Source organism: Klenkia sesuvii (assembly GCF_037083825.1).
Lineage (GTDB): Bacteria > Actinomycetota > Actinomycetes > Mycobacteriales > Geodermatophilaceae > Klenkia > Klenkia sesuvii.
In genome coordinates, this window is sequence record NZ_JBAPLU010000006.1 from 65628 (window position 1) to 79257 (window position 13630).

At 73.1% G+C, this 13630-nt stretch carries 17 protein-coding genes; 5 read left to right on the forward strand and 12 right to left on the reverse strand.

Annotation, left to right across the window (positions count from 1 at the left end):
* Positions 1-29 precede the first annotated feature (29 nt).
* From TEK04_RS07705 to TEK04_RS07715, 3 genes are read left to right on the forward strand one after another with little or no spacing between them, the layout of a single operon-like run.
* Positions 30-281, forward strand: a complete 252-nt coding sequence (locus TEK04_RS07705; protein ID WP_336403745.1) for a type II toxin-antitoxin system Phd/YefM family antitoxin — start codon at positions 30-32, stop codon at positions 279-281.
* Positions 275-670, forward strand: a complete 396-nt coding sequence (locus TEK04_RS07710; RefSeq protein WP_336403746.1) for a type II toxin-antitoxin system VapC family toxin — start codon at positions 275-277, stop codon at positions 668-670. The genes TEK04_RS07705 and TEK04_RS07710 overlap by 7 nt, the downstream gene beginning before the upstream one ends.
* Positions 667-1284, forward strand: a complete 618-nt coding sequence (locus tag TEK04_RS07715; protein ID WP_336403747.1) for a class I SAM-dependent methyltransferase — start codon at positions 667-669, stop codon at positions 1282-1284. Before TEK04_RS07710 ends, TEK04_RS07715 begins: the two co-directional genes overlap by 4 nt.
* Here the strand turns inward: TEK04_RS07715 and TEK04_RS07720 are convergent.
* Together TEK04_RS07720 and TEK04_RS07725 are read right to left on the reverse strand one after the other, a co-directional pair.
* Positions 1244-2122, reverse strand: a complete 879-nt coding sequence (locus TEK04_RS07720; RefSeq protein WP_336403748.1) for an NAD(+)/NADH kinase — start codon at positions 2120-2122, stop codon at positions 1244-1246. The two genes, TEK04_RS07715 and TEK04_RS07720, sit on opposite strands and share 41 nt — an antisense overlap.
* Complete coding sequence (locus TEK04_RS07725; RefSeq protein ID WP_336403749.1) at positions 2119-3156, reverse strand: SPFH domain-containing protein; 1038 nt, start codon at positions 3154-3156, stop codon at positions 2119-2121. Before TEK04_RS07725 ends, TEK04_RS07720 begins: the two co-directional genes overlap by 4 nt.
* 54 nt (positions 3157-3210) lie before the next feature.
* Here TEK04_RS07725 and TEK04_RS07730 point away from each other — a divergent pair, with 54 nt between their 5' ends.
* Positions 3211-3882 (forward strand): NUDIX hydrolase, encoded by a 672-nt coding sequence (locus TEK04_RS07730; RefSeq protein WP_336403750.1) that lies wholly within the window; start codon positions 3211-3213, stop codon positions 3880-3882.
* Between the two features lie 79 nt (positions 3883-3961).
* Here TEK04_RS07730 and TEK04_RS07735 read toward each other — a convergent pair whose 3' ends face one another.
* Positions 3962-4351, reverse strand: coding sequence for an MmcQ/YjbR family DNA-binding protein (locus tag TEK04_RS07735; protein WP_336403751.1), 390 nt, complete (start codon positions 4349-4351; stop codon positions 3962-3964).
* Between the two features lie 26 nt (positions 4352-4377).
* Positions 4378-5226: an alpha/beta hydrolase fold domain-containing protein gene (locus TEK04_RS07740; protein WP_336403752.1), complete on the reverse strand. Its 849-nt coding sequence runs from the start codon at positions 5224-5226 to the stop codon at positions 4378-4380.
* Between the two features lie 49 nt (positions 5227-5275).
* Between TEK04_RS07740 and TEK04_RS07745 the strand changes: the two genes are divergently transcribed.
* Entirely contained in the window at positions 5276-5734 is a 459-nt protein-coding gene (locus tag TEK04_RS07745; protein ID WP_336403753.1) for a cupin domain-containing protein, read from the forward strand.
* Here the strand turns inward: TEK04_RS07745 and TEK04_RS07750 are convergent.
* From TEK04_RS07750 to rpsF, 8 genes are all read right to left on the reverse strand, one after another.
* The gene (locus TEK04_RS07750) at positions 5718-6419 is read right to left on the reverse strand and encodes a 4a-hydroxytetrahydrobiopterin dehydratase family protein (RefSeq protein ID WP_336403754.1); all 702 of its coding nucleotides are present in this window, start codon (positions 6417-6419) and stop codon (positions 5718-5720) included. The genes TEK04_RS07745 and TEK04_RS07750 overlap by 17 nt on opposite strands.
* Before the next feature lie 103 nt (positions 6420-6522).
* Positions 6523-7377, reverse strand: a complete 855-nt coding sequence (locus tag TEK04_RS07755) for an aminoglycoside phosphotransferase family protein (RefSeq protein WP_336403755.1) — start codon at positions 7375-7377, stop codon at positions 6523-6525.
* Entirely contained in the window at positions 7377-7751 is a 375-nt protein-coding gene (locus TEK04_RS07760) for a phosphotransferase (RefSeq protein WP_336403756.1), read from the reverse strand. Before TEK04_RS07760 ends, TEK04_RS07755 begins: the two co-directional genes overlap by 1 nt.
* Positions 7752-7792: 41 nt before the next feature.
* Positions 7793-11446, reverse strand: coding sequence for a replicative DNA helicase (locus TEK04_RS07765; protein ID WP_432277322.1), 3654 nt, complete (start codon positions 11444-11446; stop codon positions 7793-7795).
* Between the two features lie 549 nt (positions 11447-11995).
* A complete protein-coding gene (rplI, locus tag TEK04_RS07770) occupies positions 11996-12451 on the reverse strand; it encodes a 50S ribosomal protein L9 (protein ID WP_336403758.1) in 456 nt (151 codons plus the stop codon).
* Between the two features lie 2 nt (positions 12452-12453).
* Positions 12454-12690 carry a 30S ribosomal protein S18 gene (gene rpsR, locus TEK04_RS07775; protein WP_056296079.1) on the reverse strand — a complete coding sequence of 79 codons (237 nt, stop codon included), beginning with the start codon at positions 12688-12690 and terminating at the stop codon, positions 12454-12456.
* A gap of 27 nt (positions 12691-12717) precedes the next feature.
* Positions 12718-13212, reverse strand: a complete 495-nt coding sequence (locus TEK04_RS07780) for a single-stranded DNA-binding protein (RefSeq protein ID WP_336403759.1) — start codon at positions 13210-13212, stop codon at positions 12718-12720.
* A 2-nt stretch (positions 13213-13214) separates the two neighbouring features.
* Complete coding sequence (gene rpsF, locus TEK04_RS07785; RefSeq protein WP_336403760.1) at positions 13215-13502, reverse strand: 30S ribosomal protein S6; 288 nt, start codon at positions 13500-13502, stop codon at positions 13215-13217.
* Positions 13503-13630: the final 128 nt, after the last annotated feature.

Consider the following 13630-nt stretch of genomic DNA (forward strand, 5'->3'; position numbering starts at 1 on the left):
TGCGTCGACAACCGAGGTCTACTGATGCGGTGAAGTCGATCTCGGTCGGTGAGCTCCGGCAGAACCCGACCGCGATGATCGCCGACGTGGAGGCCGGCGAGGTCTACGAGCTGACCCGGCACCAGCGTCGGGTCGGGCTGATCATCCCGGCGACGCCGTCGGCCCAGCTGCTGCCCCCGCGCCGCACGGGCCGAGCGCGCACGTCCGAGCTGCCCGTGCACCGGGTGCGCACGGCCGGTTCGGTCGACGAGCTGCTCGAGGACCAGAAGGGTCCGTGGTGAGTGCGTCCTACGTCGACACGTCGGTCGCCGTGCACGTCCTGCTGGGCAACGCCTCGGCGCGGGCGTGGTTCGACGACGCGACCGGCGGGGCGGAGCCGGTGATCTCCTCCCGGCTGCTCCGCACCGAGCTGACCCGGGTGCTCCGCCGGGAGGGGGTCCCCGTCTCCCGCCGCGACGCGGTGCTCGACCACCTGTCCGTCGTCCCGCTCGACCACGCCGTCCTGCAGGAGGCCGAGGCGATCGTGCCGCACGTCCGCACCCTCGACGCCATCCACCTGGCGTCCGCACTCCGTACCGGGATCGACGACCTGGTCGTCGTCACCCACGACGCGACCCTGCGGTCGGTGGCCGAGGAGCTCGGCCTGCGCACGCTGGACCCGGTCCGGTGAGCGAGCACGCGAGCTGGGCCGCGATCACCGCCGAGGACCCGGACCACTCCCAGTGGTACGTCGACCGCTTCCGCGGCCTGGCCGCCGAGGGCGCCGACCTCGACGGCGAGGCCCGGTTGGTCGACGCGCTGCTGCCCCGCGGGTCGCGGGTGCTCGACGCCGGCTGCGGGCCGGGCCGGGTCGGCGGCGCGCTGCACCGCGCCGGCCACCACGTCACCGGTGTGGACGGCGACCCCGTGCTCGTCGCCGCCGCCGAGGTCGACCACCCGGGCCCCCGCTGGCTGGTCGACGACCTGACCACCTTCGACCTCGGCGAGACCTTCGACGGCATCGTGTGCGCCGGCAACGTCATCACCTTCGTCGAGCCCGCGCTGCGCCGCGACGCCCTGACCCGGTTGCTGGCCCACCTCGAGCCCGGCGGCCGCATGGCGATCGGGTTCGGCGACCACCGGGGCTACGGGTTCGCCGAGTTCCGTGCCGACGCGGCGGCCACCGGCTGGGCCGAGGACCTGCTGCTGTCCACCTGGGACCTGCGACCGTTCACCCCCGACGCCGGCTTCCTCGTCGCCCTCCTCAGACCAGCCGCAGCTGGCGGGTCGCCCGGCCCACGGTGACCTGCTGGCCCCAGGTGAGGGTGAGGTGGTCGTCCTCGAGGCCGTCACCGAAGGCCACCAGGCGGTCGCTCTCCACGGTCAGTGCCAGCTCGTCGTCCGGGCCGAGCAGGCCCTCGGTGCAGGTCGTCCCGGTGGCCGGCGACGGCCAGGCCTCCCGGACGAACCAGGCCAGCCCGGGGTCGGCTGGCCCGGGCAGCGGGACCTGGCTGTGCCGCTCCAGCGCCGCCGACCGGCACCACCCGGTGGCCCCGGTGCCGGTGGAGACCAGCAGCCCGGACGACGCCTGCCGCTCGGCCTGCGCACCGGGGGCCCGCAGCCGGTAGCGGGCGGTCTGGTGCGTGGGCTGACCCAGGTAGACCTCGTTGAGCGCGAGCAGCTCCTGCCCGTCGTCCGCCCGGGCCTGCACCATCGTGAGCCGGTCGGCCCGGTCACGGGCGGCGAGCAGCTCGCCGACGTCGGCCGCCCGGTGCCGCACCAGCACCCCGGCGTTGCGGCCGGGCTCGGGGTCCACGCCGACCACCGGCTGGCCGTCGAGGTACTTGGCCACGTTGGCGACCAGGCCGTCCTGCCCGACGACGAGGACGACGTCGTCCGGCGCGAAGAGGAACCGGGGCAGGTCGGCCCGCTCGACGCTGCCCCGCCGCCAGTCGACCGGGACCTGGGCCAGGGCGGTGGCGACCGCGGCGCGCTGGGCGGCGTCGTGCGCGGCGACATCGTCGACGTCGCGGCCCCGGCTGCGCAGGAAGAACGCGGCCTGCCCGCGGGTGCCGTGCCGGGCCACCAGCTCGGTGAGCTCGGTGGCCCGGGTCACGAGCACCACGCGGGGGGCCAGGCTCATTCCTGCGCCCCCTGACCCGTCCCCAGCTTCGCGAGCAGCCCGGTCAGCATGTCCGGGGTGACGGTGATGTTCTGGATCTGCGGCAGGTTGCTCGCCAGCTGCCGCAGGGCCAGCGCGTGCACCGTCTCGACCGGCATGTCCACCCAGACGGCCCACTCGGCGCGGTTGGCCGCGCCGCGGGCCTCGCCCTGCACCCGGGTGCGCTCGGCCTCCACCTGGGCCGCGGCGCGGTCGCGGCGGGCCTTCGACTCGGCGGCGACCTCGGCTGCGGCCGCGGCGTTCTCGGCCTCGCGCCGGGCGTTGACGCCGCGCTGGCCGACCAGCTCCTCCTCGCGGCGGGCGAGCTCGACCTGGTTGGCCAGCTCGTTCTCGCTGATCGCCCGCTCGCGCTCGACGGCGGTGGCCCGGCGGGCGTAGGTCGCGGCGTCGGCGTCGGCCTGCACCTGCTCGCGGGTCGGCGTCCGCAGGGCCCGTTCGACCTCCGGCTCGGGCCGGATGGCCACGACGCGGACGTCGACGACCACGATGCCGGTCTCGACCAGTCGTGGGTCGGCCGCCAGCCCCGCGGCCACCGTGTCCCGGACCGGGCCCACCCCGCCGGTGAGCGCAGCGGTCAGCACGGCGCCGGCGAGCAGGTCGATGGCGTGCTGCTGGGCCGACTCGGTGAGCAGCCCGGCGACCTGCTCCAGCGGGGTGCCGCGCCACAGGCCGGTGTCCGGGTCGATCGAGAAGTCCACGCGTCCGACGGTCAGCGCGGGGTCGGCGAACCGGTAGGTCAGCGTCATCTGCACGGTGACGTCCTGGAAGTCCGCGGTGCGGGCGTGGAAGAGCAGCGGGAGCTCGCGGTCGTCGACCGGGACCTCGCTCAGCACGGCCGACAGCGGGCGGAACCAGAAGCTGGCACCGGTGCCGCCGTGCCGCAGCCGGCCGGCGGTCACGTGCTGCACGTAGGCGGTCGCCGACCCCCGCAGGTGGCGGGTGAAGGGGTAGCGGGCGATGTCGGCCATGACGTCCTCCTCGTTCGTTGTCGTCATCACGACGATAAGCAGGACTCTGGCTTGTCGTCAACTTGACGCTAGGGTGGGCGCATGGCGTTCCCCCCGTTCGCGGTGACGGTCGACCTCGTGGTGCTGACCGTGCGCGGCGACGAGCTGTGCGTGCTGCTGGTGCGCCGGGGCGAGGAGCCGTTCCTGGGCCGCGACGCGCTGCCCGGTGGCTTCGTGCGCCCCGACGAGGGCCTGGCCGCGGCCGCCACCCGCGAGCTGGCCGAGGAGACCGGCCTGGACGTCGGCCACCTCGAGCAGCTGGCCTCCTACGGCGACCCCGACCGCGACCCCCGCCAGCGCGTAGTGACCGTGGCGCACCTGGCGCTCGTCCCCGACCAGCCGGTGCCCACCGCCGGCACCGACGCCGCCGAGGCCCGGTGGGTGCCGGTGGCGCAGGCCCGCGACCTGGCCTTCGACCACGACCGCGTGCTCGCCGACGGCGTCGAGCGGGCCCGGGCCAAGCTGGAGTACACCGCGCTGGCGACGGCGTTCTGCGGGGCGGAGTTCACCGTCGCCCAGCTGCGCCGGGTCTACGAGGTGGTGTGGGGCCGGCCGCTGGACCCGCGGAACTTCCACCGCAAGGTCACCGGCACCCCCGGCCTGCTCGACCCGACGGGGGAGACCACCACGAGGGACGGCGGCCGCCCGGCGCAGCTGTACCGCCGCGGCGAGGCCGAGCAGCTGCACCCACCCCTGCTCCGCGCCGACACCTGAGCTGCCCGCTACCCGCTGCCCGCTGCCCGCTGCCCGCTTTCCCAGTTGATCACGGACCTGTGCGCGCAACACGCCGCGCTCAGGTGTCCTGGAGTCCGTGATCGCGGCGGATCTTCGGCGGGGCCATCACCCGCCAGGCATCCTCGACCAGTTCGACCAGGAGGGTCTCGTCGACCTCGTCCAGCTTCACCAGCACGGCGCTGTACCCGGCGAAGTGCGGGATGGTGAAGCAGACCTCGGGCTCGGCGAGCAGCAGCTCCGCCTTGCCGCCCTCGCCGTCGACCCGGACGGCCATGACCTCGCCGTCCGGCACCTCGTCACCGAGGTCGGCACGGTCCTTCTTCCCGAGCGGCCGCACCCACACGAAGGTCTTCCCGCCCACCTTCCAGCAGCGGTTGCCCCAGGTGGTGCCCTCCTGGACCGCGGGCAGCCCGGTCGCGATGCGTTCGACGTCCGCCCAGGTGGCCACGGGGCCCACCCTGGCCCGGTCACGGCTCAGCCGGCAAGGGCCGAGCGCACCCGGTCGGCGACCTGCGCCATGGTGTCGCGGGCGCGCACCGGGTCCTCGGTGAGGAAGTAGTGGTCGACGCCGGGGGTGTCGTGGTGCCAGACGTCGACCCCGGCCTCCCGCAGCCGCTGGGCGTACCGGACGCCGTCCGGGCGGAGGGTGTCCCGGCCGGCGGTGAGCACGAGCGCCGGGGGCAGGCCGGTGAGGTCGGGGGCCAGCAGCGGGGAGGCGTAGGGCTCGCGGCGCCGTGCGACGTCCGGGAAGTAGACGCGGCGCACCAGCCCGCGCAGCGACGGCGAGATCATCCCGGCCGCGGCCGGCACCTCGGAGGCCATGTCGAGGGCCGGGATGCCCAGCACCTGCAGCGCCGGGGTGAAGGAGCCCCGGTCGCGGGCCATCAGGGCGACCGCAGCCGCCATGCCGCCGCCGGAGGAGAAGCCGCCCACCGAGGTGCGCCCGAACCGGTGCGCCACCCAGGACGCGACGTCGTGCGCCTGCTCCTGGGCGACCGGGTAGGCGACGTAGGGGCCGGTGCGGAAGTCGACGTTGTGCACCACGGCCCCGGTGGTCGCGGCGAGGTAGCGGCACCACCAGTCGTCCATCTGCGGGAACCGCATCAGCCAGGCGCCGCCGTGCAGGTGGACGTGGGCCGCCGTCCCCCCGTCCGTGCCGCTGCCGTACACGTGGACCGGCACCGGGCCGTGCCGGGTGTCCACCCGGACCACCTCGGGGTCGGGCAGCTCGGAACCGGCGAACCGGAGCTCCTCGCCGTAGCGGACCGTCCAGCGCGCGGTGGCGTGCATCGCCATGGCCTGCAGCCGGTCGGCGATCCGCACGCCCGGCGTTCGTCGTGGGCGTGCGGTCGGATGGGGTAGACCGGCGGTCATGAGCTACCTGCCCGATGCCGCCACCACCTCCCGGCACACCGACCAGGAGGTGGCCGGCCAGACCCGGTTCGTGGCCACCGGTGCGCAGACCCGGGGCGACTTCGGCCTGTTCGAGGTGACTCTGCCGCCGGGCGGTGGGGGCCCGGGTCCGCACCTGCACCGCACGTTCAGCGAGTCCTTCCACGTGCTGGAGGGCCGGCTCGCGGTGCTGGACGGCGACATCTGGACGACGGCCGGGCCCGGCGACCTGGTGTACGTGCCCCGGTCGGGTGTGCACGGCTTCCACGCCGCGGACGACGACTCCGGCTGCCGGTTCCTGATCCTGTTCACGCCGGGCGCTCCGCGGGAGGGCTACTTCCGCGGCATGGTCGAGCTGCACGCGGGCGGACGGGTACCCACCACGGAGGAGCTGGACGAGCTGGCCGCCCGGTACGACCAGCTCAACCTGCGGGACTGACCTCGCCGGGCCGGTCCCGCTCCTGCCAGGTGCACACGCAGACCTCGTTGCCCTCGGCGTCGGCCAGCACCCAGAAGGCCCGGGCCGCGGCGTCGGAGACCAGGGTGCCGCCGGCCGCCAGCGCCGCGGCGACCCGCTGCTCGGCGACGTCGTGCGGCACCGTGATGTCGAGGTGAATGCGGTTGCGCTGCGGCCGTTCGGCGTCCATCCGCTGGAACCAGACGGCCGGCAGCCGGCCTGCCGGGTCGACCAGGGCGTCGTCGTCGCCGGGCTGGGGGACCATGCCGAGCACCGCGGCCCAGAAGGGCCGGACGGCGGCGACGTCGAGGGCGTCGACGGCGATCTCGAGCTCCTGCACCGGATCGGTGCGGCGCCCGCCGACCGGGGCCACCGGCCGGTCGAGGACGACGGACACCCGGTGGGCGAGCGCGACGTCGGTGCCCGTCACCGTGCCGCTCGCCCGGTGCTGGAGTGCCAGCCGCAGCCGGTCCGGCCGCAGGTCGGCGCGCAGGTGCGCATCGCCCTCGGCGCCCAGCTCGGCGGTCACCGCGGCCAGCAGGCCGGCGCCCTCGGCGAGCGAGTCCAGCGGGACGACGGTGACCAGCTCGCCGAGCAGGAGCCGCCAACCGAGGGTGGTCACGGCGCCTTGGGCCTCGGAGCGGGTGAGGGGGGCTGCGTCGTCCATGCCGGGCACGCTGCCGGGTGGGTCCGACATCTCGGCGGCACGGGCCGGGTGCGGTTGCCCGCCCCGCCGTCCGCCCGGGCGCCCGTCGACCGGGTGCGTGGGGTCAGGCGGTGGCCAGCAGCAGGGTGAGCGCGCGCTGCTGCTCGGCGCGCAGCGGGGAGCCCGGCTCGGTGATCAGCGCTTTCCACAGCGCCCAGCCGCGCGCCCGGGCCCAGGTGCCGGCGTCGAGGTCGACGGCGTCGCGGAACGCGGTGCGGCCGGCGTCACCCAGCCAGGTCCAGGCGATGACCAGGTCGCAGGCGGGGTCACCGACCCCGCAGGTGCCGAAGTCGATGACCGCGGACAACCGACCGCCGGTCACCAGCACGTTGCCCGGTGCCAGGTCGCCGTGGAACCAGACCGGGTCTCCGGACCAGGTCGTGGCCAGCGCCTCGGCCCAGACCGCCTCGCCAGCATCACGGTCGACAACCGGCCCGGGTCTCGCCAGGGCGACGCGCACCTCGTCGTCGTAGCAGCTCGGGTGCAGCCCGCGGCCGAAGGAGTGGGCACCGGCCGGTGGCCCACCCACGGCCGGTGCGCGGTGCAGCTCGTGCAGGAAGCGGCCGAGGTCGGCGCCCACTCGTGCGTCGTCCACCGGGCCGGCGGCGGGCGGGACGTCGCCGGGCAGCCAGCGGCGCACCGACCAGGGGTACGGGTAGCCGCAGCCCGGGCCGCCGGTCGCCACCACCTCCGGGACGGCGAGCGAGACGTGCCGGCCGATCACCGGCAGCCACCGGTCCTCCTTCTCGACGGCCGCCGCGTACTCGGACACGGCCGGCAGCCGGACGACGAGGTCGGCGCCGAGCCGGAAGGTCCGGTTGTCGTTGCCCTGCCGTGCGACGGGGGTGACGGAGCGGTCCGTCCACCGTGGGAACTGCTCGGCGACCAGGGCGCGCACCACGTCCGCGGTGGGCTCCATCAGCTCTCTTGCTGCCACAGGGCTCGGTACCACGCGATGCGCTCCTCGTCGGGCTCGATGCCGTAGGCGGCGGAGAGCTCCGGCTGGTGCCCCTCGCCGACGTTGCAGTCCAGGCTGAGCGAGGCGACCGCGAGGTCGGCCCACCGGTCGCCGACGCCGACGCCACCGGGGTCGACGTGTCCTACCCAGCGGCCCGCGTCGTCGACGAGGGTGTTGGGGGCGCAGGCGTCGCCGTGGACGACCGCCGAGCTCGTTGCGCCACACGAGCTCGGCGGCGCCGTGCTGGTGGGCCAGCCGGCGGACGGCGGCCGGCACGCCCTCGGGCCCGCGCTGGTGGAACGCGGCCAGGTCGGCGAAGTCGTCCACCGGCCCATCACCGCACGACGACGCCGCCCGGCGCCACCGGATTGCGAAGTCAGTTGGCCATGTCGACGAAGCGCGAGTAGTGACCCTGGAAGGCGACGGTGACGTTCGCGGTCGGGCCGTTGCGGTGCTTGACCAGCATGATGTCGGCCTCGCCGGCCCGCGGGGACTCCTTCTCGTACATGTCCTCGCGGTGGATCATCATGACCATGTCGGCGTCCTGCTCGATCGAGTTGTGGACGGCGATGCCCTCGGCGATGAAGTTGTGGCCGCCGAGCACCGTGGCGTCGTAGACCTCCTCGACGCCGTCGGGCTCGATGGAGATGACCGAGTCCCACAGCAGGTCGTTGACGGCCTGCATCTCGAGTTCGGCGTCGTCGAGCACCGCAGCCACCCGGCCCAGCCGCTCCCGGCTGGGGGCGTGCTTCCACATGGTGCTGCCGCAGAACGCCGAACCCATGGCTGCGGCGAAGGCGCGGTGCGTCATGCCCTTCTCCTCCAGCACGGTGCGTACCCGCTCCCACACCTCGACCGGGACGGTGTCGACATTGGTGTTGGCCGACAACTCGCGCACGATGCCGAGCAGGCGCTCGGCGGACGTGCCGCGGGCGCCGTGCACGCCGATCTCGCCCAGGAAACGACGCTGGTCGTCACAGCCGCTGATGTCGAGGGTCCAGCCATCGCGGTACCCACTCTTCTGCACCCGGCGGACCCGGCAGGAGATGCCGAAGCGGAGCAGCAGGCGCGAGACGTCGTCGATGAGCCGCCGACTGGTGGAGGCGTAGTAGACCCGTCCGCCGCGGCCGTTCTTGTTCACCGTGACCGAGCCGTCGGTCGCCCACAGGTGACGGAGGAACAGGGAGATCTGCTTCTTCGGCAGGTGGAACACCGGCTCGGGAACGAACTTCTCGTGGCTGCGGAGACCGAACAGACCGAGGCCGTCGAGCCAGGCTGCAACGGGGTTGCGCTTGCCGTGGCCCAGCGCGAACGGCGCGCGCAGCCGCAAGGTGGTGCACCGAGCGGCCTCGTAGTCGTCGCGCACCGCGACGATCCCGAAGTGCAGAGCTGCCGTCGTCACGGCCTGCAGGTTCGCCTCGTCGATCGAGGCGTAGCGGAGCGGCTGGCGCTTGACGAAGCTGCCGTCGCCGATGAGGTGGGCCAGGAGTGTCACCTCGGCGTCCTCCCACACGGTCATGTGGTCCGGCGCCGGGACGTGCCGCGGAACACCGATGCGGCTGCCGACCTCCAGCTGCTCCAGGGGACGGAACCCGTCATAGGTGAGGAACGGGTGGTTCGCCGTCGCTCGGACCGTCTTCCCCGAGGACGTGGTCAGCCGGAAGACCTGCTTGGTGCCGGTCGGGAACACGTGGGTGAGCGGCCTGCTGACGTAGCGCAAGTTGTCGTCGAGCGACCAGACCGGCACGTCGGTCTCGCCCGTGCTGAACAGCTCGCCCATGGTGACCTCCGCGCCGGTGTCGGCGCGCAGGATCCGGGTGTCCGCGGTGAGGCAGCCGGACTCACGGAGGTCGGAGAGCATCGGCTTCTTGTCCTGTCGCTGCTCGGAGCCACGGTTGAGCTGGCTCATCGCGATGACCGGGACCTCGAGCTCCTTGGCCAGCAGCTTGAGCGCTCGGGAGAACTCCGACACTTCCTGCTGACGGGACTCGACGCGCTTGCCCGAGGTCATCAGCTGCAGGTAGTCGATGACCACGAGCTTGAGGTCGTTGCGCTGCTTGAGGCGCCTCGCCTTGGCCCGGATCTCCATCATCGTCATGTTCGGCGAGTCGTCGATGTAGAGCGGGGCGTCGGCGACCTCACCCATGCGGCGGGCCAGCTTCGACCAGTCCTCGTCGGAGAGCGTGCCGGCGCGCATGTGGTGCAGCGGGACCTTGGCCTCGGCAGACAGCAGACGCATCGTGATCTCGTGCTTGCTCATCTCGAGCGAGAAGATGCAGGCGGCCAGGTGGTGCTTCACGGCCGCCGAGCGGGCGATGTCGAGGCCCAGCGTCGAGTTGTGGGTGGGGATGAACGACCGCCCAGCGAGGAAGAGGTGGTCGTCTGCTGCGACCTGGATGCACCGCACCGGCACGCTGGCGATGGGGCGCACCTGGGTGATGAAGCGGCTGCCGCTGACGGTGAAGCTCCGGGTACCGCGCTCCTTGTGCACCAGACGCTTGCGTTCCAACCCGAACACCATGTCCTGCGTGCTGAAGGTCAGCGTGAAGCAGGTGGAGGAGGCCTCCGTGCGGCCCTTGACCCGCTTGGTGGTCAGGGTGACCCGGTAGCCCAGGCCCGCGACGAGCTCGCGCACGTCCTCGGCGAGCCGTCGCGACGTGACCGCGAACTGCACGACGCCACTGGGCGCCACCGTGCCGTCGGTATCCAACAGCCCGGCCAGCAGCGCCCGTCGCTGAGCCTCGGACGCCCGGAGGTAGGCCACCGGGATGTGCTTGTCACCCAGCACGCCGAGGGACCGCAGCAGGCCCGCGACGGCGGCGGACGGCACGTCGGACTCCAGGCGCTCGGCCTCGATGTACATCGCGATCTCGGGGTCGGCGCTCGTGTACTGGGCAGCCGCCGAGGTGCCGTCGCCCAGCCAGACGCCGAGCGTGTACGGCGGCACGAGGAGGTCCGCCGCCGGGAGCTGCAGTGGCGCGGTGTTGGTCACCGAGTGGTTCAGCCGGGCATCGGCCGTCGCGCAGCGGACGGTGGCGGCCAGCTCCTCCGTCGTCCGGACCGCAGGCAGCACCCGGGGAGCGCCGCCGCGCACGCGGGCCTCCTGGGCTGCCCGGCGGCTGGCCCGCGTGTCGGTGAGCCACTGGTGCTGCGCGTCGGCCACGAGCACCGAGCCGTCGGAGAAGTGCACCTCGTAGCAGGGCCGACCCGTCATGACCTCGGTGGCGGCCACCACCCGGGTGGGCCGCCCGTCGGCGCCGATGACGTCGTCGCCCACGGCGATCTCGCCCATGGTGGTCCAGCCGGTCGGGGTCGCCACCGGGGTGTCGAGCGCCAGGGCCTTGCCGACACCGGGGCGGGCGGCGATGACGACCATCTGGCCGGCCTGCAGGCCGTTGGTGAGCTCGTCGAGGTCGCGGATGCCGGTGGGCACCCCACGGGCCGTGCCACCGCGGCTGGCGATGGCGTCGAGCTCGTCCATCGTGGGCTGCAGGACGTCCTCGAGGCGCGAGTAGTCCTCGCTCATACGCTTCTCGGTGACGTCGTAGATCTCCTGCTGGGCCCGGTCGACGATGTCGTCGACGTCGCCCTTGCCACCCGCGGCGCCGTAGCCGAGCTGGACCACGCGGGTGCCGGCCTCGACCAGGCGCCGCAGCACGGCCTGCTCGGCGACGATCGCCGCGTAGTAGCCGGCGTTGGCGGCGGTGGGCGTGGACTGGATGAGCGTGTGCAGGTAGACCGCGCCGCCCATCTTGGCCAACTGGTCGGTGCGGTTCAGCTCGGCGGCGACGGTGATGGCGTCGGCGGGCTCGCCGCGACCGTAGAGGTCGAGGATGCAGTCGAAGACGACCTGGTGGGCCGGCCGGTAGAAGTCGGCGCCGTGCAGGACCTCCACGACGTCGGCGATCGCGTCCTTGCTCAGCAGCATGCCGCCCAGGACCGACTGCTCGGCAGCGACGTCCTGAGGGGGCTGGCGGTCGTACTGCGGGGCCGAGGCCACCGGCCTGCTGATGTCGTCGACCACTGCCACCTGAGAGGACTCCCGTCGTTCGTCGTCAACCCACCGTTGCCCCGCACCCGGGGGCGCGGCGGCACGGTCCCTTGGTACCGCGGGCCACCGACAGTTCCTGCGCGGCAGTCGGATCCGCTGGGGCCGGAGCAGGACGTTATGCACAGCTGACGCGGTCGTCCACGAGCGCTGTGCACAGGGCTCTGCACAACTTGTGGACGGACCCGTGGACGGGACGGGTAGCCATGTGGAGGGCCGCGGGACGAGCTCCCGTCACCTGACGGAAAGGGGCCCGTCACCTGCTCGCCGGCTGTCCCGGAGCTGTGGACGGAAGATATTTCTCGGTCCCGAGCTCGCCCGGGCGCGTCGTCGTCCCACCCGCCACAGGGCGCCGTCCGACCACGGACCGGGACCGTCCCCCTCCACGAACGTCCATCCCCCTCCACGAGATCTGGTGGAGGGGGATGGACATTCGTGCACCCCCCTGATCAACGCTGCGCAGGGAGCCCCGGGAACGACGGAGGGGCGCCGGACCTCGCGGTCCGACGCCCCTCCGGGGTGGTGCTGGGGTTACGCGGCGACGACCTCGATGGCCAGCGTGGCGCTGACCTCGGGGTGCACGCGCACCGTGACGGTGTGCGCGCCGGTCGACTTGATCGAGCTGGGCAGCTCGACGCGACGACGGTCCAGCGAGGGCCCCCCGGCGGCGGTCACCGCGGCGACGACGTCGGCCGTGGTGATCGAGCCGAACAGGCGGCCGCCGTTGCCGGCCTTGGCCGGCACGGTGACGGCGAGCGAGCCCAGCTGGGCGGCGATCTGCTTGGCCTCGTCCAGCGTGGCCACGTCCCGGGCGGCCCGGGCGCGACGCAGGCCGGCGACCTGCTTCTCGGCACCGCGGGTGGCCTTGATGGCCAGGCCGCGGGGCAGGAGGTAGTTGCGGGCGTACCCGCCCTTCACCTCGACGGTGTCCCCGGCGGAGCCGAGGCCGGTGACCTCCTGGGTCAGGATCAGCTTCGATGCGCTCATGGTCAGCGCGCCGTGGAGGTGTAGGGCAGCAGGGCCATCTCGCGGCTGTTCTTCACGGCCACGGCGACGTCACGCTGGTGCTGGGAGCAGTTGCCGCTGACGCGACGGGCACGGATCTTGCCGCGGTCGGAGATGAACTTGCGCAGCAGGGTCGTGTCCTTGTAGTCGACACCGGTCGCCTTGTCCTTGCAGAACTGGCAGACCTTCTTCTTCGGCTTGCGAATCGGAGGCTTGGGCACAGGATTCTCTTTCTAGGTGTATCGAGATCAGAAGGGCGGTTCGTCCGAGGACGACGCCGGGGTCGACCAGGGGTCGTTGGAGGAGCTGCTACCGGAGGAGGAGCCGAAGCCCCCACCGCCGCCGGACCCGCCACCGAAGCCTCCGCCGCCGTCGCCGCGGTTGGCCTTGGTGACCTTCGCGGTGGCGTAGCGGAGCGAGGGGCCGATCTCGTCGACCTCCAGCTCGACGACGGTGCGCTTCTCGCCCTCCTTCGTGTCGAAGGAGCGCTGCTTGAGACGACCGCTGACGATGACCCGGGAGCCACGGGTGAGCGACTCGGCGACGTTCTCGGCCGCCTGCCGCCACACGTTGCACCGCAGGAAGAGCGCCTCGCCGTCCTTCCACTCCGACGTCTGACGGTCGAAGGTCCGCGGCGTGGAGGCCACGGTGAAGTTCGCGACGGCGGCGCCGGACGGCGTGAAACGCAACTCCGGGTCGGCGGTGAGGTTGCCGATGACGGTGATGACGGTTTCGCCGGCCATGGTCAGTGGACCTCGGGCCGCATCAGCTTCGTGCGCAGGATGGACTCGTTGAGGTTGAGCTGGCGGTCCAGCTCGGCCACCGCGGCGGGCTCGGCCTGGATGTCGACGACGGCGTAGATGCCCTCGACGTTCTTCTTGATCTCGTACGCCAGGCGGCGACGGCCCCAGATCTCGGTCTTCGCGGTGCCACCGGAGTTGGTGACGACGGAGAGGAACCGGTCCAGGCTGGGAGCGATGGAACGCTCCTCCAGCTCGGGATCGAGGATGATCATCAATTCGTAGTGACGCACGGAGAACCCCACCTCCTCTGGTCTCGGCGGCCGCAGACGATCTGCAGCAGGAGGGCTTGCACGCGTCGCGCCCCTGGGCGGCCCAGGACAGCAGCCGGACAGGAGCGCAACGGCAAGGCTAGCAGGCC